This is a genomic window from Luteolibacter sp. LG18, assembly GCF_036322585.1.
GTDB lineage: Bacteria > Verrucomicrobiota > Verrucomicrobiia > Verrucomicrobiales > Akkermansiaceae > Luteolibacter.
Genome location: NZ_AP024600.1, coordinates 4,894,584 through 4,915,044, shown reverse-complemented (window position 1 = coordinate 4,915,044; position 20,461 = coordinate 4,894,584). Strand labels below are relative to the sequence as shown.

The following is a 20,461-nucleotide window of genomic DNA, read 5'->3' as shown; positions in this document are numbered from 1 at the left end:
GTCCGGCGGGCGTGTTGGGGTGGCTCTGTCGATATGAATGGTTTCTTCCGGTATTCTGGCTTGGTGTCCGTGGCCTGCTTGGCCTCGGGGGTGTTGTGGGCGGAGCCTGAGGTTTCGGCCGCGCAGCGGTTCGGGACGTGGGGCTTCGATCTCTCCGGCCGTAATGCCGAGGTGAAACCGGGCGATGACTTTTACGAGTATGCGAATGGGAAGTTCGTGGAGCGCACGGAGATTCCGCCGGACCGGGTGCGGTTCGGGAATTTCGACGCGTTGAGCATCCTGTCGGAAGCGCGGGTGAAGGATATCCTGGAGGGTTCGGCGAAGAAGCCGGAGCCCGCCACCGCGAAGATCGCGGCTTTTTACGCGGCCTACCTGGACGAGGAGAAGGCGAATAGCCTGGGCGCGAAGCCGATCGAGGTGGACCTCGCCGAGGTCAAGGCGGTGGCGACCCGCGAGGCGCTGGCCGCGGTGCTGGCCAAGCCGGGTGGTTTCCATCGCGGCCTGTTCGGCGTGGGGATCGGTCCCGATTCGAAAGACCCTGAGCATTATCGGGTGTCCGCCGGTTCCGGAGGACTCGGGCTCCCGGACAAGGATTACTATCTCAAGGAGAACTTCGCGGAGATTAAAGCGAAGTACGAGGCCTACGTCGTGACGATGCTGAAGCTCATCGACTGGCCGGAGGCGGAGGCGCGCGCGAAGGAGGTGGTGGCGTTTGAAACCCGGCTGGCGGAAGTGAGTTGGGAGCGGGCGGAACTCCGGGACCGCGACAAGACCTACAACCCGGTGACGCCCGAGGAGTTGGCGGCATTGGCGGAGGGTTACGATTTCCGCGGTGTGCTGGAAACATGCGGTTTGTCCGGAGTGAAGCGGGTGGTGGTCAGCGACAAGCCGGTCTTCCCGAAGAAGGCGAAGGTGTTCGCGGAGACGCCGCTGGATGTCCTCAAGGCGTGGGCGGCATTCGGGGTGGCGGATACCGCGGCGGCTTATCTTTCGAAGCCCTTCGTGGATGCCCAGTTCGGGTTCCGGGCGAAGACGCTGGCGGGGCAGCCCGAGCAGCAGGCGCGGTGGAAGCGGGCGGTGGCGGCGACAAACGAGGCTCTCGGCGAGGAGGTGGGGAAGGTTTACGTGGCGCGCTATTTCCCGGCGGAATCCAAGGCGAAGATGCTGGAGCTGGTGGCCAACGTGCGGAAGGTGCTCGCAGTTCGCATCGACAAGCTCGATTGGATGGGCGACGAGACGAAGAAGGCGGCGCAGGACAAGCTGGCGAAGCTGAGCGTGAAGATCGGCTATCCGGATCAGTTCCGTGACTATTCGGCCTACGAGGTGAAACCAGATGACCTGTGCGGGAACATCCGGCGCGCCGGACTTTTCGAGTGGAAGCGGGATCTCGACCGGCTCGACAAGACGGTGGACCGGAAGGAATGGGGGATGCCGCCGCAACGGGTGAACGCTTACTACAACGCGACCATGAACGAAATCGTGTTCCCCGCAGCGATCCTGCAACCGCCGTTCTTCGATCCAGATGCAGATCCGGCGGTGAACTACGGCGGGATCGGTGGCGTGATCGGGCATGAGATCAGCCACGGCTTTGACGACCAGGGGCGGAAGTCGAATGGCGATGGCGTGCTCAAGGACTGGTGGACCGCGGAGGATGCCGCGAAGTTCGATGAGCGGGCCCGACAGTTGGGCGCTCAGTATGAATCGATGGAGGTGCTGCCGGGGGAGAAGATCAACGGCAAGCTGACGATGGGCGAGAACATCGGCGACATGGGCGGGATCAACCTTGCGCTGGCCGCTTACCGGGCGTCGCTCGGCGGCAAGCCCGCGCCGGTGCTCGACGGGCTGACCGGCGACCAGCGGGTGTTCCTCGGCTGGGCGCAGGTATGGCGTCAGAAGATCCGCAAGGAGGCGCTGGTGAAGCAGCTCCACACCGATCCCCATTCGCCGGCGGTGGCGCGGGTGAACCTGGTGATGCGGAACGTCGATGCCTGGTACGAGGCCTTCGACATCCAGCCCGGTGACAAGCTCTACGTGAAGCCTGAGGACCGGGTGCGGATCTGGTGACCTCAATCTAACGACAGCGCGCCGTGCGGATTTTGCCGCGCGGCGGGGGCTGTTCCCACGCGATCGCGGACTAGGCATGCTTTTTGTTCTGACTCGGTGGCCGCGATCGGGTTAATTTCGGCCATGCCATTCACCGGTCCCGTTTCCTTCCTGCCGCTTGCGGACGAGTTTCTCGTCCACTGGGCGGCCGTGGACGCGGCGCTGGGGGTGAACGGGCCCTTGCTGCTGCAGGGGCGGATCGACCGGGCGGCCTTGGTTGACCTGCGCGCGCGCCTGGAGCTGGCGCAAGCTGCGGTGGCGAAGGCGCGAGTGACCCGTGCGGCGGAGAGCGAGGACCTGCATGCCCAGGACGCGGTGCTGGCGCGGCGTCTGGAGCAATTCAACCAGCGGGTGCCGATGGCGAAGATCTGCGGTAATGCGGAGGATGCGCGGGCGCTGTGGCAGGAGATCGATCTGAAGGGCGAGCCTTTTCTGCTGCCGACGGAATACACCCGCTTGGATTTCGTGACGGATATTTCGGCGAGGCGGCTGATGCATCTGGCGCACACCGCGGCGGACCGGGCGCTGACCACGGCGCGCGGGCATCGCGACGAGTACCTCGACCAGGTGCATGCGTTCGCCGAGATCTACCGGGAGAAATTGCCGGAGGTGCTTCCCGCGAACCACGAACTGGTGAAGACGATGCCGGTCCTGAACCTGCCGCGCGGCCAGAATCCGGAGCCGGTGGAAGCCCGGGCCGGTTGGGTGGGAAACCATGTCCGGATCGAATGGGAGCCCAGTCACGATCCTGCGCTCTCCCACTACGACGTGCGCTGCATGGCGGGCGCGGAGTATGAGAATGAGGACGAACGTTCGCTGGGCCGGGTGACGGCGGGTGGCGAATGTCGGTTCGAGGTTGCATCGGATCTCGAGGAGCTTTCCACGGTGGCGTCGTTCCGGGTCTACACCGTGCTCAGCTGCGGGCACGAGCGTGGCAGCCAGCCGGTGACGGTGAAGCGGCACTGATTTTCAGCGCCGCGGGAAAACTTGGCGCTTCACGCCACCCGGGCAGGCCGACAGGTTTGTGGCATGCATGTGGTGATCGCCTGTGACAAGTTCAAGGGGTCGTTGAGCGCGCTCGAGGCGTGCCAGGCGATCCAGCGCGGATTGGGTGCCGGAGTGGAGGCGGAACTTTGTCCGATCGCGGATGGCGGCGAGGGTTTCGTGGACGCCATGGTGACGGCGCTCGGTGGCGTGAAGGTGGAGGCATTCGTGCATGACCCTCTGGGCCGAGAAATCACCGGCAGCTACGGGATGATCCAGGTGCAGGGCGTGCCGACCGCGGTGATCGAAATGGCGGAGGCCAGCGGGATGTGGCGGATCACGCCTGCCGAGCGGAATCCGCGGATCACCTCGACCTTCGGCACCGGTGAGCTGATGCGGCACGCGGTGGAGGTTTCCGGCGCGACACGTCTGCTCGTGGGGCTCGGCGGGAGTGCAACCAATGACGGCGGCGCGGGCATGGCGGCGGCGCTGGGCGTTCGTTTTCTCGATGCGGAGGGTGCCGAATTGGTGCCGGTTCCGGCGAATTTGGAACGTCTGGCCGCGGTCGACGGGGCTGGGCGGATCGTGCTGCCGGAGATTCTGGTGGCCTGTGATGTGGATCATCCGCTGCTTGGAGAGCGGGGGGCTTCGGCGGTGTTTGGCCCCCAGAAGGGGGCTTCGCCGGAAGACGTGGCGTTTCTCGATGGCGTGCTGGCCCGGTTGGTCGCGGTGAGCGGGGGACAGGCGGAGTCGGTCACGCCGGGGGCTGGGGCCGCGGGTGGCCTGGGATTCGGCCTGCTGAGGTTCGCCGGGGCGCGGCTGGTTTCGGGCTTCGATCTGGTGGCGGACGCGCTTGGTCTGAAGGAGCGGCTGGCCGGGACCGACCTGGTGATCACCGGCGAGGGCTCGCTGGACGAGCAAACCTTGGGCGGTAAGGGCCCGGCGGGGGTCGCGAAAATGGCCCGGGAGCTGGGCAAGCCGGTGGTGGCGTTCGCGGGACGGGCGCTGCCGGTGGCGGCTCCGTTCTTCGATGGGATGTACGATCTGGCGGGCTACGGCCTGCCGGTGGAGGAATCGATGCGGCGGGGTGGGGAGCTGCTCGAGTCCCGGTCACGGGAGGCTGCGCACTTGCTTCGCGGGTTGGTTGGGGCTTAGAACCCCCTCCACATGAGCAAGATCGTTCTGCTGTTTTCCGGCCAGGGAGCCCAGAAAGTGGGCATGGCCAAGGATTGGTTCGAGAACTCCGCCACGGCCCGGTCGCTGGTCGTGAAGGCGGATGCCGCGCTGGGATTCCCGCTGTCCGAAGTGATGTTCGAGGGGCCGGAGGAGGAACTGACCAAGACCTCGCGCTGCCAGCCGGCGCTGTATTTGCACGGCCTGATCGGCCTGGCGCTGCTGAAGGATCGCGTGCCGAACCTGGAAATCGTGGCGGCCGCGGGCCTCTCGCTCGGTGAATTCACCGCCCATGCGGCGGCGGGCACGTTCTCGTTCGAGGACGGCCTGAAGCTGGTCGCGCGCCGCGGCCTGTTCATGGAGGAAGCCTGCCAGGCCACGGAAGGCTCGATGGCTGCCCTGATCGGCGGTGAGGAGGAGCAGATCCGCGCGCTCGCGGCCGAGTGCGATGTCGACGTGGCGAACCTGAACGCGCCGGGCCAGATCGTGCTGTCCGGCTCGGTGGCTGGGATCGACGCCGTGGTGGCGAAGGCGAAGGATTTCGGCATCCGCCGCGCGATCAAGCTGAACGTGGCCGGTGCCTACCACTCCCGCCTGATGCAGAGCGCGCAGGACAAGCTGGCCGCGGAGCTTGCCGGGGCGGCGATCCAGTCGCCCGCCGTGCCGGTGGTTTGCAACTTCGGAGCCTCGGTGGTTTCCAGCCCGGACGAGATCCGCGGGAACCTGGAGAAGCAGGTGACGGGCTCGGTCCGCTGGACGGAATCGATCCAGCTCCTGCGTTCCCAGGGCCACACCACCTTCGTGGAAATCGGGCCCGGCAAGGTGCTCGCCGGCCTGGTGGCGAAGATCGACAAGGACGCGAAGGTGTATTCCGTTGAGGATCTGGCGTCTTTGGAAGCTGCCGTGGAAGCGCTCTCCTGACCCGCGAAAAAAAATCACAAAACCGTCATTTTCAGGTTGCGCGGCGGGGCCGGTCCCAATAGCTTCCGCGCACCCCGAACGGGCGGCTCTGGAGCGGTAGCTCAGTTGGTTAGAGCGCCAGCCTGTCACGTTGGAGGTCGCGGGTTCGAGCCCCGTCCGCTCCGCCAGTCCGTTCGAGTAAAGCAAGGCCCGCCATCACGGCGGGCCTTCTTGTTTCTACGATAAATCTCGTACTTCGTGATTTTATGGGTTGCACACGGCGTGGCGGCGTACTAGTTTCCGCCCGTCCGAACGGAAGGCCTTGGAGCGGTAGCTCAGTTGGTTAGAGCGCCAGCCTGTCACGTTGGAGGTCGCGGGTTCGAGCCCCGTCCGCTCCGCCATTCCGATCGAACAAACAAGCCCGCCGAAAGGCGGGCTTTTTGCGTTTCGGGGATTCGGATGTGGCTGAAAGCTCCGCTTTCAGAATGTAGGGGGAAGCTCCGGCTTTCCCTCTTTGAGGGGCGAGATCGTTTGGCCTGACCTCCACCGCCAACTGGAGCTGGCGGAGACGATTCGAAAGCAGAGCTTTCGATTACATTAGGGAGATGAGCTGCCGCAGGTCGGCGATGACGGCATCCGCTGCATCGGTGCCGCCGTCTCGAAGGGAATCCCGGTCCGCCACGGTCAGCGCGGTTCGGAAGCCACGCGCTCGGGCGGGAACGATGTCGTGGCGGGGATCGTTTCCGACGATGACGGTTTCCGATGGGGCGATGCCCCGTAGGGCGAGAGCTGCAGCGAGGGAATCGAAGAGAGCGGGCGAGGGCTTCGCCTCACCGTGGCGGTGGGAGAGTATGCAGAGGTCGTCCTCGAACGGCTGGAGACCGGTTAGCCGTTCCAGCACGGGAAGGGTATTGGCCTGCGCGTTCGAAATCAGGCCAAGCGGCAGGTGGGAGAGTGCCGACAAGGTCTCGCTGGCATGAGGCATCAGCGCTACCGGCTGGCGGATGTCCTCCAGGGCGATGAACACTGGGGAGTCGATGTCCCGCTGGAGCACTTCGGACCAGAGGGCGTGGAGATCGACCTCGGGAAACGTGGCGGCCGAGGCCGCGTGCGATCGTTTGACCGCATCCGCCAGGGCCGTGGTGATGGAGCCGGTGAAGGGGAGTCCGTGTGTGGAGAGGAACACGGCCAGCGCTTCATCGGCTTCCGGATCGGGGTGCACCGGCCCACCGCCCAGCAACAGGGTGCCGTAAACGTCGAACACCACCGCCTTGATGCCCGGCAGGGCGTTCAAGCGCGGTGGTATTCCGGACGGGATGAAGGCGGGTGTCCGCCGCATCTCAGGTGAGCAGGAAATTGAAGTTCTCCGGTCTCAGATACTCATCGAGTACCAGGTGCTTCGGCAGGAAGGTGGGAGCACCGGGCTGGGTGGCTTCCAATTCCGAATAGAGGGCGACCAGGCGCTCCCGGTAGGCATCGGGCGAGTATTGCGCGAGCTGGTCCGGGGTGGCGGTGGGTTCGCGGTGGGAGAGGGTTTCCTCCAGCCACGGGGCGAGCGGTTTGACCGTGCCGCCGATCTCGACCTGCAGGGCGTCGCGGTCGCCGCCGGCCATCAGGCGGTGGATCACCTGGCGCTGGAGGTCCTCCGGCAGGTTGCCGAAATCGAGGTAGCCGCGGAACCGGATGGCATCGAACACGCGATCGACGCAGGAATTGTGGAGTGGCTTGCCGTAGGCATCGAGCACGTCCTGGAGGTAGCGGGTGAGGTGCTGGCGCAGGGTTTCGAGGCCCACCCACGGGATCGGGACGAGGATGCGGTCGTAGAGGCGACCGGCGGTGATGCCCGCGGCGGCGTAGTCCTGGGTGACCATCGGCAGGTTGCGGCCGAGCAGCGGCTTGCCGAGCGCGGCGGATTCCAGGAACCCGAGGCCGAAGCCCTCCGCCACGGAGGTCGTGACGAGGTGGGTGGCCTGGCCGAGCCAGGATTCGAAGGAGCTGCTGGCCCCGGGGTGGGGTGCGATGCGGTCGACCACCGCCAGATCCACGGGCAGGCCGGAATCGGAGGCGAAGGCGAACCAATCGTCGAAGTAGGGTTTCCAGCGCGCGTGGACCGGGGCGAGCGTGACGGCGTAACGGGTGTCCGGCGGCGAGATCGCGGCGAGCAGGAAGACTTCACCGAGGTTTTTCCGGCGGATGCCGCGCACCGGATAGAGCACGCGGGCCGGGGTGCCGGCGGCGGGGGCTCCATCCGGGGTGGCCGGGGCGCTGATCGGGTTCGGCAGCACCATCGAGCGCTCCAGCGGCAGCCCGGCGTGGTGGAACCACGTGCGGTCGCGGGAATTGAGGAAGGCGTAGCGGATCTGCGGGGCCAGCGGGTAGAGGGTCTCGGACTCCGCGATCACCGGGTAGTTCTTCGGGCGGCCGTCCTCGGCCAGGTCGTGGATCTGGAGCACCAGTTTTTCGCCGGCCTCGGCGAGGGTGCTGACCACCTCGTCCATCAGCAGGTTCAGGCCCAGCGAGTGGTTGTGGAAATGCCAGACGTGGGGGCCCAGTCCGATGGCGTCCTGAACGGTGGCGCGCATCGCGTGGACGAGGCGCAGCGGCGTGTGGCTGGCGACGTCATTGAGATAGCCGAGGCCCTCGATGACGTGGACGGGGAGGTCGGTGACGGTCGGCGGCGGCGCGCCGGTGAGGATCACGTGCGGGACGCCGGCGGCGGTGAGGCAGCGCGAGGCGCTTTCGATCACGCGGGTGACGCCACCCGGCGAGAGATGATAGTGGACGAGGACGACGGACATGGGGAAAGTTGTAGGCGGAGGTGGATCAATGGCCGTGCTCGGCAAGCGGCTTCACGAAATGGAAGCCCCAGATCTCGAATCCCAGGCGATGATACAGTCGATGGGATGAATAATTGGAAGTATAACTGTCAAGCACGAGAAGATTACAGTTTCTTTCCCGTCCGAGGGCCTCGATTTCCTTGATCAGGACGGAGCCGATGCCCTCCGAGCGGTGGAGCGGGTGGACGACGATGTTGTCCAGTTCGAGGTATCGGCCGCACCACACTTTGGTGGCGATCCAGACACCGGCGAGGCCGACGAGCTTGCCCTCCTTGAACGCGCCGAAGGGGTGGTAGTGCGGATGCTCGCGGAGAATGGTTTCGAATCTCTCGCGGAGGGTGGCGGTGGGCAGGTCCGGATTGAGGTGCGCCAGCAGGCCGGTGGCGGCCAGGCTGTCCTCGGGACCGAGCATGCGGGTTTCCAAGCTCATCGGGCGCTGCACTTTGGCCGATGCGCGGCGGTTCCGCTAGGGAAACCGCGAGGTATGAACAAGAATCTCAGGAAACGCGCGGTTCGAGCGCTGGGCGCTCGGGTTCCGGCACGGAAAGGGACTCCACGGCGAGGGTTTCGCCGTCGAATTGCCAGGATTTGAGAATTTCCGGGAGTGGACCGGTTAGAGTGAGCTTGCCATCGCGTTCCAGCCTGCGGAACAGCACCTGGAGGATGCCGAAGGCGGTGCGGCCGAGATCTTCATCGCTTCGGTTGCGGTGATGGCGCTCGTCGAGATCGGTCTGGGCGATGCGGCCGAGCCCGATGGTGGCGGAGAGGTCGATGAGGTGGGCCAGCTCGACACCGTAGCCGCAGGGGAAGGGGAGGGCGCGGAAGGTTTCGCGGCGGGCCGCGTATTCTCCGGATAGCGGCTGGAGGAAGGTGGTCAGCGCCGGATAGAACATCGAGAGCAGGGGGCGGACGAGGATCTCGGTGACACGGCCGCCACCGGTGGGGCGGAAGCCGTGTGGGTGGGCTAGCGGGCGCTCGTAGAAGGCCTTCACGTAGTCGAGCGAGGCGTCCTCCAACAGCGGGCCGACGAGGCCGGTCACGAAGCGCTCGTGGAAGTTGCAGATGTCGCCATCGACAAAGCAGATGATGTCGCCGGTGGCGACGTGGAGGGCCTTCCAGAGGTTCTCGCCCTTGCCGCGGAATGTACCCTGTTCCGGCGCGATGTCGGCCGAGAGGTGAATGGTGGCACCGGCTTCGCGGGCGAGCTCGCGGGTGGCATCGGTGGAACCGGAATCGATCACCAGCAGCTCATCGACCAGCGGCACGCGCTCCATCAACTCGCGGCGGACGGTGGTCACGATCCGGCCGATGGTGTCCGCCTCGTCCAGCGTGGGGATACACACGGAGACCCGCTGGCCGCGTTTGAGGGCGGCCAGCCGGGTGACATCGGCGAAACGCGAATGATGGAAAACCTTCAAGGCAAACGGCTCTCAGAGCATGTCACGGGTGATGACATAGCGGGCCGCGCAGCGCGGGCACTGGATCGTGATGGAGTCCTCGCCTTCGAACAGTTCCTCGGGGCGCTCGCGCCAGTTGCCCAGCACCGGCAGGATCTTGTCCAGCGTGCAGCCGCAGTGGAAACGCAGGCGGCGGGTTTCCAGCAGCTTGGTTTCCTCCGCGGTCTCGATGACGGCCACGGTGGCCTCGTCGAGCGAGTTGAACCACTCCATGTCGCAATCCGGCTGGGCGACCATCAGGACGAACTCCTCGTCGGGGAGGCGGAAGGCCTTGCCGGGCCGTTGCTCGGACTGGCGGTAGTACTGCTCCACCCAGTACACGGGATCCTTGCCATCCACCTCCAGGGTGGAGATGCGCGGCTCGTGTTGGTTCGGGGCCAGGACTTGGGAATAGAACAGGTTGCGGTCCGGCTCGCGGACGTCCTCGGTGAAGAGGCGGCCGGTCACGGATTCCTGCAGCGAGCTGGCGGTGGCGAAGAGATTGATGCGCGGCGCGCGGAGGTTCACGGTCCACGCGATGGTCTCGGCCCACGGGCGGGCGACCGCGTGGAGGGTGATGAGGGCCATGAAGTCCTTCAGCATCAAATCGAGATCGCCATTGTGGCGGATCCCGTGCTGCATCAGGTGCAGGTAGTAGTCGGTGTAGACCGGGGTGAACTGGCCGCGAACCATCAAGGCATTGCGATGGCGCACGTAGATCGACTCGATTTTCGTGAATTCCTCCGGGGTCTCGAAGTTGCCGCTTTCGTCACTCATGTGGCTCAGGGATGCCGTAGGATGAGCCGGGCTGCAAGAGCGGGGCGGTGGGGAGATCTCCTTTTTCGAAATCCGTGAGAGAGGCGGCTCCACTTAAAAAATCAGCCTGTTCGGACAGGATTTACAGAATTTGCAGAATTCACAGGATTCAGAGGAGCGGCTTTGGATTCGATCCATCTCCACTCTCTTCTCTGTTCTGTAAATTCTGCAAATTCTGTAAATCCTGTCCAAACTAGGCGTGCGAATGATCGGGGCCCTACTCGAAACGGCTGGCACCCTGCATGCGGACGGCGACGGGGTCGCCCACGCCGAGGCCGAGTTCCTCGAGTTGCTGGCGAGACAGCTCGGCATCGACGAACTGGCCGTCTTCCAGACGGAGGCTGAGGCGGGCGATCGGACCGGCGGAGAAGAGGTGATGGACGCGCGCGAGACGGTCGGTGGCGGGGTCGGCCTCGGCGGCGAACAGGACGCCGACATCGTGTGGGCGCACGTAGACCGGGGAGTCCGGATCGCGGGAGTCACGGATGGCGTTGACGTTGCCGAGGAAGCGGATGACGAACTGGGATTCCGGGTGATCGTAGATCTCCTGCGGCGCACCGACCTGCTCGATGCGGGAGTTCGCCATGACGACCACCTGGTCGGCCAGTTCGAGGGCTTCCTCCTGGTCGTGGGTCACGAACAGGGTGGTGAGACCGATCTCATCGTGGAAGCTGCGGAGCCAGCGGCGGAGGTCCTTGCGGACCTTGGCATCGAGCGCGCCGAAGGGTTCGTCCAGCAGCAGCACCTTCGGGCGGATGGCGAGGGCGCGGGCGAGGGCGACGCGCTGGCGCTGGCCGCCGGAAAGCTGGTCCGGGCGGCGGTTTTCAAGGCCTTCGAGCTGGACCAGCGAGAGCAGCTCGCTGACGCGCTTCTTGATCTCGGTCGAGGACGGCCGCTGCTTGGAAGGAAGAACGGTGAGGCCGAAGGCGATGTTCTCCGCGATGGTCATGTGGCGGAACAGCGCGTAGTGCTGGAACACGAAGCCAACGCCGCGCTTGCCCGCGTGCAGGGTGGTGACGTCCTCACCGTGGAAGTGGATCGCGCCGCTGTTCTCATCGGCGAACTCGAGGCCGGCGACGATGCGCAGGAGCGTCGTCTTGCCGGAGCCGGACGGGCCGAGGAGAGCGGTCAGTGAACCGTTCGGCACTTCGAGCGACACGTTGTCGAGGGCCTTGTAGGCACCGAAGGTTTTGTTGATGGAGCGGATGGAAATGGACATGGAAGAGAAATTCTAAGCACTAAATCCAAAGCACTAAACGAAGAGGCTGGAGACTTGGTGGCGTGGGTGAGAAGTTTCAGTGGCCCTTGGAACCGGCGTGGCCGGCGTAGCGTTCGATGACGTCCTTCACGATGAGGGTGACGAGGGCGAGCAGGGCGAGGAGCGAGGCGCAGGCGAAGGCGGCGCTGGACTGGTACTCGTTGTAGAGCACCTCGACCTGCAACGGCAGGGTGTTGGTCTTGCCGCGGATGTGGCCGGAGACGACCGAGACGGCGCCGAACTCGCCCATGGCGCGGGCGTTGCAGAGCAGCACGCCGTAGAGCAGGCCCCACTTGATGTTCGGCAGGGTCACGCGGCGGAAGATTTGCCAACCGTGCGCGCCGAGGGTGACGGCGGCTTCCTCCTCGTCCGTGCCCTGCGTTTCCATCAGCGGGATGAGCTCGCGGGCGACGAAGGGGAAGGTGACGAAGATGGTGGCGATGATGATGCCGGGGGTATCGAACACGATCTGGAGATCGTGCTTGTCCAGCCACGGGCCGAACCAGCCCTTCGAGCCGAAGATCAGCATCCACACCAGACCGGCGATGACCGGGGACACGGCGAATGGCAGGTCGATGAGCGAGAGGAGCAGCGAACGACCGGGGAAGCGGAACTTCGTCACCAGCCAGGCGGCGGCGACGCCAAACAGGGCGTTGAAGGGGACGGTGACGGCGGCGGTGATGAGCGTGAGCTTGATGGCGGACATCGCCGCGGGCTCGACGAGCGCCTTGGCGAAGACCTCGGCTCCCTTGCGGAATGCCTCGAGGAACACCGCGGCCAACGGCATCAACAGGAAGAAGACCAGCACGGAGCAAGCCGCGCCGATCAGCACGATTTTCACTCCGAGGGATTCGGTCGTGACGTTTTTGTGGGCGGGCATGATCAGCGGGTGCGCCAGTTGAGACGGCGCTGGAGGAGATTGATGATGAAGAGGAGCGCGAAGGAGACGAGCAGCATCGCGGCAGCGATCACGGCGGCGGATTCATATTTGAACTGCTCGAGCTGCGAGATGATCAGCGAGGGCAGGATTTCCGTTTTCAGCGGCAGGTTGCCCGAGATGAAAATGACCGAACCGTATTCCCCGACGGCGCGCGCGAAGGCGAGCGTGAAGCCGGTGATGAGGGCCGGCAGGATCGAGGGGAAGATGACGCGCCAGAAGACGGTCCAACGTCCGGCTCCGAGCGTGGCGGCGGCTTCCTCGGTATCGCGGGAAAGGTCTTCCATCACGGGCTGCACGGTGCGGACCACGAAGGGCAGACCGATGAAGAACAGGGCGATGAAGACGCCGATCGAGCTGTAGGCTGCACCGCGCTGCGCCACGGTGTCGACCCACTCGCCGAGCCAGCCGCCGGGATGATGGTTTTCCTTCAACCATTTGGCACCGTTGGCGAGATATTGGCCGACCCAGCCCTTGTTGGAATAGATCTGGGTCAGGGTGATGCCGGCCACCGCGGTGGGGAGGGCGAAGGGCAGGTCCACCATCGCGTCGAACAACTTGCGGCCGGGAAAGCGGTAGCGGACCAGCACCCAGGCGACCAGCAGCCCGAGGACGGAGCTGAACACCGCGGCCAGGGCGGAGGCTCCGAAGCTGAGCTTCGCGGCGGCCACGATGGCCGGGGATTTCAGCAGTTTGATGGCATCCGCCATGTCCATCTGGCTCGCCTTCAGGAACAGGGCGGCCAGCGGGATCAGGATGATCACGCTCAGGTAGGTGATGGTATAGCCGAGCGAGAGGCCAAAGCCCGGGATGATGCGGCGACGCGACATTGCGTGGTGGTGGTGGTCGGAATGCGGGATCGGAAGTGTCGGGCGGAGCACGACGCATGCCCGGGCGGACTATGTCCAACCGGGCATGCGCGGCAAAGCGGCAATGATGACTTATTTGGCAGTCAACTGGTCAAACGTGCCGCCATCGGCGAAATGGGTCTTCTGGGCCTTTTCCCAGCCGCCGAAATCGTCGCGGATGTTCACCAGGGTAAGGGTGGGGAAGTCCTTCGCGTATTTCGCGGCGACCTTCGGATCACGCGGGCGGTAGCGGTTTTTCGCCGCGATCTCCTGGCCTTCAGCCGTGTAGAGGTACTTCAGGTATTCCGTGGCGACCTCGGTGGTGCCGTGGCTGGTGGCGTTCTTTTCCACCACGGCCACCGGCGGCTCGGCAAGGATGCTCAGGCTCGGATAGACGACCTCGGTCTGGCCGGGGAATTCCTTCTCCAGCAGGGCGATCTCGTTTTCCCAGGAAAGGAGCACGTCGCCGAGGCCACGCTGCGCGAAGCTGGTGGTGGAGCCACGGGCACCGCTGTCCAGCACCGGCACGTTCTTGAATAGCTTGGTGATGTAGTCCTTCACCTTCGCCTCGTCGCCGCCGAACTCCTTGTTCGCCCAGGCCCAGGCGGCCAGGTAGTTCCAGCGGGCACCGCCAGAGGTCTTAGGGTTCGGGGTGATCACGCCGATGCCGGACTTCACGAGGTCGTCCCAGTTCTTGATCCCCTTCGGGTTGCCCTTGCGGACGACGAAGACGATGGTCGAGGTGTAGGGGGCGCTGTGCTCGGGGAGTTTGGCTTCCCAATCGGCGGGAAGGGCACCGGACTTCGCGATGGCGTCGATGTCACCGGCGAGGGCGAGTGTGACGACGTCGGCGGAGAGACCGTCGATGACGGAGCGGGCCTGCTTGCCGGAGCCACCGTGGGATTGCTCGATCTTCACATCGGCGCCGGTCTTCTCTTTCCAGTGCTTGGCGAAGGCGTTGTTGAACTCCACGTAGAGCTCGCGGGTTGGGTCGTAGGAGACGTTCAGTAGGGAGACGGCACCGCCGGAGGCGGCGGTGTCGTGGCTCTTCTTGCACGCGGACGACAGCAGGGTCGCGGCGGCGAGGGCGAGCAGGGCAGGGATGCGGAGCGGTTTCATGAGGGGGTCAGTATTTGTAGGTGAGTTGGACGTAGGCGGTCTTCGCCGTGTCGGAGGTGCCGGAGCTCTCGAGGTAGTCACCCGCGAACAGGGCGCCGGTGCCGGCCAGGAGTTCGAGTTCCTTGGTCAGATTGGTTTGGACGTAGAGGTCGACTTCGGTGCCGATGAAACGGTCGCCATTGTAGCCCGCGGGAGTGCGGAGCGTGGAGGAGCCGTTGGCGCGGTAGACGAAGTCGCCGGTTTCGGCGCGGAAGAAGGCGTGGGCCTGGAGGCCGACCTTCCACTCCTTCGCCGGAGTGACGGTGAGTTCGAGGTAGGGATCGTGGATGTTCGCCCAGCCGACGGAGTCGAGCAGGCCGTTCATGTTGTGCGTGGACGGATAGACCGGCAGGAAACGGTGCTGGTCGCCATCGGTGCGGTCGTCGTCGCCGCTGGCGTAGCTGTAGTTCACGCTGACACGCGGGCTCCAGGTGGCATGCTGGAACGTGTAGCCGAGCGTGGCCTGACCGCCGAAGGCAAGGAGATCGAGCTCCTTGGCACCGGAGAGAACGTCGCCGGTCTGGACGACGGCCTCGAGTTCCCAGTCCCAGGGCGAGTCCTTCGCCGCCTTCCGGAACAAGCGCGAGCCGAGCGTCCAGAAGTCCCCCTTCACGGAGGCCACGGTGCTGTGCTCGCTGTCGAGGTGGACGGCGTAGAAATCGAGCGTCTGGCCGTGGCAGATCTTGCCGGAGGCGTAGATGCCGATGAGGTCGGCGTTGTGGTCGGAATCGTTGAAGCGGTCTTCCTCGATCGTGACGACATTGCCGGCGAAGGCATCGATCTGCCAGTCCTTGTTCACCTTCCAGGTGGCGCGGGCGGCATCGAAGGTGCGGCCGTAGTTGCTCCAGTTACTGTCGGCGAGGACGCGGCGCGATCCGAAGTCGAGCGGCTGGCGGCCGAGCGTGAAGGTGACGGGCCAGTCCTTCGGGTCGCCGATGGAGATGTATCCCTGGCGGAGGTCGAAGGTGTCGTCGCCGTTCGCGCCGTTCAGCGTGTCATGAGGACGACCGGAAAAGAACTCGCGGGAGTCCTGGCCCTGGGCATACAGCTTCAGCCACTCGACCGGCTGGTAGGCGAGGCCGAGGCGGGTGCGCGTGATGAGCCAACCGTCGTCATCGGCGGCATTCACGTTGTCGTTGAAGTCGCGAACGTTGTCCGTCCATTCGTCGCGGACGCGGATTTCGGCGTCGAATTTGAAATCGTTGAGAAGACAATCGGATGGTCCGGCCTGGGGAGCGGGGGCGGTGCCGGCATGGGCGACACCGGCGAGCGCGGTCAACATGGCCGCGGAGGCCAGGTGACGCGGGATCCGCAGGGTGGTGATGGTCAGGCGGGACGGCTGGCGGCTGGTGCCGCGGGCCTCGATGGAGCGCCGGGGTGCGGCGTGTCGATCAGGGGTCTTCATGGTGGAGAATTGTTCCCTTTCGGGGAACCGGGTGGTGCGAAACTCGTGCCGGATGGGCTCCGAGGGTTGTTTTTGGGCAAAAAGAGACCGGAAGACGGAGAATCGGAAAGGCGGACGGGCGCCGTGCTACGGCGGATATCGTACCGCTCTCCGATTCCTCCGGTGTTCCGGTCGGTCTCTTGCGAGCGAGGGTGGTCCTAGGGGGACCGGGCCGGGTCAGATCGACTGGCCGTTTTCTTCCCTTGGGGAATTGAAGCGCGTCTTCTCGAGGGCTTCGATCTGGGTCACGCGTCCATCGTGGACGATGATCTGGACGGAGCCGAAGCGGAGCGCTTCCACTTTGGTGCGCACCACCTCCAACCAATCGGAGTTGGATCCGTTGATGGGGACGATGCGGTCAGTGGTCTTCGGGTTCATCAGGAGCTGAGGCTTGGAGGGCGAGTTGTGAGAGACCCGCCAGGAAGCCATCCTCGGGATCCGCGCGGCGCTTGTTGGCGGCGGGTTTCCCGGCTTGGCTTCCGAGCTGGGCGGCGAAGGGTGGTTCGACTCCGTCACGGCGCATCTTGCGCAGAGTGACTTCGACGACCTGGGCGATGGTGTATCGGTCGAGGATGTTGGCGATGGCGTTGCGGACATCGATCATCAGCATGCGGAGGCCGCAGTGGGCCTCGTCCGGACACGAGCAGCGCTGGTAGGCGTTTTCGCTGGCGCAGCAGATCGGAGCCAGGCGGCCGTCCATGAGACGGACCAGGTCCCCGATGCGGATCGAGTCCGGCGATTTCGCGAGGGCATATCCCCCGAACTTCCCGCGGCGGGTTTCGACGATGCCAGCCTCCCGGAGTTCCTGGAGGATACGTTCGACGAATTTGAGCGGGAGCCGGTTTGCCTCCGCGAGATCAGCTCCCGCGACGGTGGACAGGCCAAGTTCGGCGGCAATACCCAGGTGGATGGTGGCACGTAGGGCGTACTCTGCTTTCTTGGAAAGATGCATTCGGAAATCTGGATGGACTAGTGGTGGATTAAGCGGGTGGGCTCAAGAAAAAAGTACCGGAAAGATGCATTTTGTCGAGGCGGTATCCCGGTTGGGTTTTGGATTTAAAATGAAAATCAAATGGTTACGATTGATTCTAGCAGCCGAAATCTTTTTGGATGCCCTTCCTTTCAATCTCCAAATCAAGCTGGACATATAAAACTATATCGATTAGTGGGAAAAGGAACGCGGCATTGAGCCGCTGCTCATCCAAACCAAAGCACTCCATGAAGACACGACCCCTTGCTCCGGAATTCCGGACCAATCTGAAACAGTTGCTCCAAGGGTTTGCCGAGCACTGCGAAATTTCCGAACGCCTGGCAGGCCGCATCGAGCACCCGATCTATTTCCACGGATTCAAGTTCGGCTCGCCGGTGTTCACCTTCCAAGGGCCATCTTCCGATGGTTCACCGCCGCGGACGATCGGCTTGCTGGCGCACAACACGCCGACCAGCACGGTGGCGTCCGACATCCTGCTCCAGTTGATCGAGGTCGCGACGCTGCGGCCGGAGATCGCGGTCGACCAGATCTTCCGCGTGCTGCCGGTGAGTGATCCGGTGACGTTGGAGCTCGGCGAGGAAGCGCCGGATCTATCCGGATGGCCGGTGCTCGGCTACGTGCTCGACCAGTTCCGCGAATCCGTGCCGGATGGCCTGATCGAGATCCGTCCGACCTCCGGCAACTCGCTGGTGATCGGCGGCACCTCGGACGTACGGTTGTTCCAGGTGCTGGCGTCGAACGTCGGCAAGGCGCGCGGGCTGCCATCGCCGCCGCTGCTGTCCTCGTTCGTGCCGGCGTTCAACACCACCCGCTGGCACCTGGAGGTGGAGGTTCCCGAAACGTGGACGCAGGCCGGTGATGTGCTCGCGGTGAGCCGCTTCATCGGGCGCGTCCTGGAAACCTACTCGCACCTGCTTGGAGCCTGCCGGGTGAAGGCCCGCCGTCTCTCCTGAATGATTCCCAGCGGCCGCACCTCTCCGGTGCGGCCGCTTTTCGTGTCCGTCCATTGCCCGTCCATTTCACCAACGATCCACCATCATGAGTTCCACCCGTCTTCCCATCGCCATCGTCGGAGGTGGCTTCAGCGGTACCCTGACCGCCATCCACCTGGCCAAGCGCCTGCCCGACACCTCGATCATCCTGTTCGAAGAGAGCCCCGAAGTGGGGCCCGGCCTTGCCTATGGCACCGGTTCCTCCGATCACCTGCTCAATGTCCGGGCAGGAGGCATGAGCGCCTTTCCGGAGCGGCCGGATCATTTCCGGATCTTTGCCAGCCAGACCCTCGGGCGCGAGGTCGAGGCAGGCGAGTTCCTGCCGCGCTCGATCTACGGGACTTACTTGAGGTCGCTGTTGCGCCAGGCGCTGGAGCGTCATCCGCGGCTGGAGGTGCGCCACTCCTCGGTGGTGGATCTGGTGGCGGACTCGCAGCATCCGGACCGCGCCAGCCTGGTGCTGAAGGATGGAAGCACGCAGCAGGTGTCGCGGGTGGTGCTGGCCACGGGCAACCGCGGTTCGGCGTTCCGCGCCTCGCTGTGGTCGTCCCATACCCGCGCGGCGCGGGATGCGGATGCCTACGATGGCCTGCATCCGGATGCGCCGGTGGTCGTCATCGGCACGGCGCTTTCGATGATCGATGCGGTGGGCGAGCTGGAACGCCGCGGTCACCGCGGTCCGATCCACATCACCTCGCGCCATGGGTTGCTGCCGCACGCCTACGCGCCGCCGTCGAATGTACCGGTGCCGGAGCTCGATCACCTGCCGGATTCGAACCTGCGGAAGAGCGTGCGTTTGTTCCGCCAGGCGATCGCCGCGCATGAGGCCGCGGGGGGCAACTGGCGCGATCTTTTCGCCGCGATCCGTCCCTACACACCGGGGCTGTGGCAGGAGTTGTCGAAGCGGGACCGCAAGCGCTTCCTGCGCTTCATCAGCCCGTTCTGGGAAATCCACCGTCACCAGAGCGCGCCCGAGACCCGCGCATTGATCGACCGCCTGATCCTCAGCGGACGCCTGACGGTGCACCGCGGCGCGCTGGTGTCGGTCGAGCGGAAAGGGGAGCACTGGTCGCTGGAGTTCGCCACGCGCACGCGCCACCTGCCGAACCGCACGCTGGAGGCGGCCCGCATCATCGATGCCACCGGTCCGGCGCGGGACATCCACACGCTGCGTCATCCGCTGCTCGTGAACCTTCTGCGCCGCGGCTTCATCACCACGGATGAGCACCGCCTCGGTGTGGAAACGCTGGCCGACTACCGCGCGGTGCAGCGGGACGGGCGTCCGACGCCGTGGCTGCATGTGGTGGGGCCGATGCTACGCGCGCGTTATTTCGAGGCGACGGCTGTGCCGGAACTGCGACTGCACACAGCGGCGCTGGCGGCGCGCATCGCGGGTGAGCTGGAGAAAAGCCCCACGGCGGATCTAGCGGCCGTGGCGTGAAATGTCCGGTGGCATCCGGTGGATATGGGAGCGGCTTCTTTCGGGAAGCCGCTCTTTTCCGTTCAGGACGAAGCCACCTTCACCAGCTTGCCCTTTTCGCGGGCGGAGGCGAGGGTGCGGGCGAAGAGGAACCCCGCGAAGGCGAGGTAGGCGGCATTGAGCGCCAGGGCGATGCCGAGGTGGGACCAGTCCAGTGGTTTGCCGGACATCACGTTGCGCATGCCTTCGAAGACGTGGGCGGTGGGCATGGCCATCGCCACATGCTGCATCCAGCCGGGGAGATCCTGAACCCGGTAGAAGACCGCGGAGAACGGTTGGACCATGAACGGGATCGCCCACGCCAGCGATTCGGCGCCGTGGCCCCACTTCACGATCAGCGCGATCGAGATGATGCCCAGCGCCCAGCCGAAGAGCATCAGGTTCGCATACCAGGCGAAGAGCGCCAGGTTGAACTGGAACATATTGAAGCGGTAGGCGATGGCGGCGATGCCCGCGAGCACCCCGGCGGTGATGGCCACGCGCAGCACGCCCACTCCGCAGGCCGCGGCGACGTATTCCGTCATGCGCACCGGCGCGGCGAAGATGTTGAGCAGGTTGCGCGTCCACACGTCCTCGAGGAACGAGATGGAAACGCCCTGCTGCGAGCGGAAAAGGGCGTCCCACAGGATGGTGGAGGCGATTAGCGAGGGCACGAAGCCGTGGGTGCCGAGCCCGCCTTGGTTCTGGAGCGAGACGGACACGAAGCCCCACATCAAGAGCTGGACGATGGGCCAGAAGAACAGCTCGAACAGACGCACGGGATTGCGCGCGTAGAGGAGGATGTAGCGGCTGAGAAGGGCGTAAATGGTGCGAGGGTTCAAGCGGGGCGGCGCGTGACGGTTCGGGGCGGGAGCGCGCCCCGACCATTGCACCGGCCACGCGCGAATCCAGCGCGGAATTGCGGGATGATGGCCTAGCGCGCGTGTCGGTGGAATTGCCGACTATTTGAAAATCAGGGGGAAGCGTAGGGTGAGGGTCCCATGATGGCTCCTTTCCGATCCAGCGACCTGTCTTCGTCCGGCTTCCGGGCGGCGGCAGGGATCGGTATGGCCGCGTCTCCACGCGGTGTGGGCCATCGACCGAAGAAAACCCATTCGAAAACCC

General features: G+C 64.9%; 19 protein-coding genes and 2 tRNA genes. 8 read left to right on the top strand and 13 right to left on the bottom strand.

Translation table 11 applies throughout. The features are described from left to right. Positions 1–63 precede the first annotated feature (63 nt). The 6 genes from llg_RS19610 to llg_RS19585 all read left to right on the top strand — a co-directional run bounded on the left by llg_RS19610 (position 64) and on the right by llg_RS19585 (position 5,561). Positions 64–2,064, top strand: coding sequence for a M13-type metalloendopeptidase (locus llg_RS19610; RefSeq protein WP_338286691.1), 2,001 nt, complete (start codon positions 64–66; stop codon positions 2,062–2,064). A 123-nt stretch (positions 2,065–2,187) separates the two neighbouring features. Beyond that, positions 2,188–3,069, top strand: a complete 882-nt coding sequence (locus tag llg_RS19605) for a hypothetical protein (protein ID WP_338286689.1) — start codon at positions 2,188–2,190, stop codon at positions 3,067–3,069. 63 nt (positions 3,070–3,132) lie between these two features. Then, positions 3,133–4,242, top strand: coding sequence for a glycerate kinase (locus llg_RS19600; protein ID WP_338286687.1), 1,110 nt, complete (start codon positions 3,133–3,135; stop codon positions 4,240–4,242). A gap of 12 nt (positions 4,243–4,254) precedes the next feature. Next, complete coding sequence (gene fabD, locus llg_RS19595; RefSeq protein ID WP_338286686.1) at positions 4,255–5,181, top strand: ACP S-malonyltransferase; 927 nt, start codon at positions 4,255–4,257, stop codon at positions 5,179–5,181. A gap of 90 nt (positions 5,182–5,271) precedes the next feature. After that, positions 5,272–5,348: transfer RNA gene (locus llg_RS19590), tRNA-Asp, on the top strand. A 136-nt stretch (positions 5,349–5,484) separates the two neighbouring features. Then, a tRNA-Asp gene (locus tag llg_RS19585) sits at positions 5,485–5,561 on the top strand. 191 nt (positions 5,562–5,752) lie between these two features. Here the strand turns inward: llg_RS19585 and llg_RS19580 are convergent. The 12 genes from llg_RS19580 to llg_RS19525 all read right to left on the bottom strand — a co-directional run bounded on the left by llg_RS19580 (position 5,753) and on the right by llg_RS19525 (position 16,846). Further along, entirely contained in the window at positions 5,753–6,454 is a 702-nt protein-coding gene (locus llg_RS19580) for an HAD family hydrolase (RefSeq protein WP_338286685.1), read from the bottom strand. A 46-nt stretch (positions 6,455–6,500) separates the two neighbouring features. After that, positions 6,501–7,958 carry a hypothetical protein gene (locus tag llg_RS19575; protein ID WP_338286684.1) on the bottom strand — a complete coding sequence of 486 codons (1,458 nt, stop codon included), beginning with the start codon at positions 7,956–7,958 and terminating at the stop codon, positions 6,501–6,503. Between the two features lie 25 nt (positions 7,959–7,983). After that, entirely contained in the window at positions 7,984–8,427 is a 444-nt protein-coding gene (locus llg_RS19570; RefSeq protein WP_338286682.1) for a GNAT family N-acetyltransferase, read from the bottom strand. Between the two features lie 67 nt (positions 8,428–8,494). Beyond that, positions 8,495–9,415, bottom strand: coding sequence for a glucosyl-3-phosphoglycerate synthase (locus tag llg_RS19565; protein WP_338286680.1), 921 nt, complete (start codon positions 9,413–9,415; stop codon positions 8,495–8,497). Between the two features lie 12 nt (positions 9,416–9,427). Next, positions 9,428–10,210: an Hsp33 family molecular chaperone HslO gene (locus llg_RS19560; RefSeq protein ID WP_338286678.1), complete on the bottom strand. Its 783-nt coding sequence runs from the start codon at positions 10,208–10,210 to the stop codon at positions 9,428–9,430. A gap of 256 nt (positions 10,211–10,466) precedes the next feature. Beyond that, a complete protein-coding gene (locus llg_RS19555; protein WP_338286677.1) occupies positions 10,467–11,468 on the bottom strand; it encodes a TOBE-like domain-containing protein in 1,002 nt (333 codons plus the stop codon). A gap of 76 nt (positions 11,469–11,544) precedes the next feature. Continuing rightward, positions 11,545–12,387, bottom strand: a complete 843-nt coding sequence (cysW, locus tag llg_RS19550; protein ID WP_338286675.1) for a sulfate ABC transporter permease subunit CysW — start codon at positions 12,385–12,387, stop codon at positions 11,545–11,547. A 2-nt stretch (positions 12,388–12,389) separates the two neighbouring features. Further along, positions 12,390–13,274 carry a sulfate ABC transporter permease subunit CysT gene (locus llg_RS19545; protein ID WP_338286674.1) on the bottom strand — a complete coding sequence of 295 codons (885 nt, stop codon included), beginning with the start codon at positions 13,272–13,274 and terminating at the stop codon, positions 12,390–12,392. Between the two features lie 111 nt (positions 13,275–13,385). After that, positions 13,386–14,411 carry a sulfate ABC transporter substrate-binding protein gene (locus llg_RS19540; RefSeq protein WP_338286673.1) on the bottom strand — a complete coding sequence of 342 codons (1,026 nt, stop codon included), beginning with the start codon at positions 14,409–14,411 and terminating at the stop codon, positions 13,386–13,388. A gap of 7 nt (positions 14,412–14,418) precedes the next feature. After that, complete coding sequence (locus llg_RS19535) at positions 14,419–15,855, bottom strand: alginate export family protein (RefSeq protein ID WP_338286671.1); 1,437 nt, start codon at positions 15,853–15,855, stop codon at positions 14,419–14,421. A 216-nt stretch (positions 15,856–16,071) separates the two neighbouring features. Beyond that, positions 16,072–16,272 (bottom strand): YezD family protein, encoded by a 201-nt coding sequence (locus llg_RS19530; RefSeq protein WP_338286669.1) that lies wholly within the window; start codon positions 16,270–16,272, stop codon positions 16,072–16,074. After that, positions 16,253–16,846, bottom strand: a complete 594-nt coding sequence (locus llg_RS19525) for an Rrf2 family transcriptional regulator (RefSeq protein WP_338286668.1) — start codon at positions 16,844–16,846, stop codon at positions 16,253–16,255. The genes llg_RS19530 and llg_RS19525 overlap by 20 nt, the downstream gene beginning before the upstream one ends. A gap of 266 nt (positions 16,847–17,112) precedes the next feature. On the opposite strand from llg_RS19525, the gene llg_RS19520 reads away from it, so the two are divergent. Both llg_RS19520 and llg_RS19515 read left to right on the top strand, forming a co-directional pair. Continuing rightward, positions 17,113–17,838: a hypothetical protein gene (locus tag llg_RS19520; RefSeq protein WP_338286667.1), complete on the top strand. Its 726-nt coding sequence runs from the start codon at positions 17,113–17,115 to the stop codon at positions 17,836–17,838. Between the two features lie 85 nt (positions 17,839–17,923). After that, on the top strand, positions 17,924–19,318 hold the full coding sequence (locus tag llg_RS19515) for an FAD/NAD(P)-binding protein (protein WP_338286666.1): 1,395 nt from the start codon (positions 17,924–17,926) through the stop codon (positions 19,316–19,318). Between the two features lie 62 nt (positions 19,319–19,380). Here llg_RS19515 and llg_RS19510 read toward each other — a convergent pair whose 3' ends face one another. Beyond that, on the bottom strand, positions 19,381–20,178 hold the full coding sequence (locus llg_RS19510) for an ABC transporter permease (protein ID WP_338286664.1): 798 nt from the start codon (positions 20,176–20,178) through the stop codon (positions 19,381–19,383). Positions 20,179–20,461: the final 283 nt, after the last annotated feature.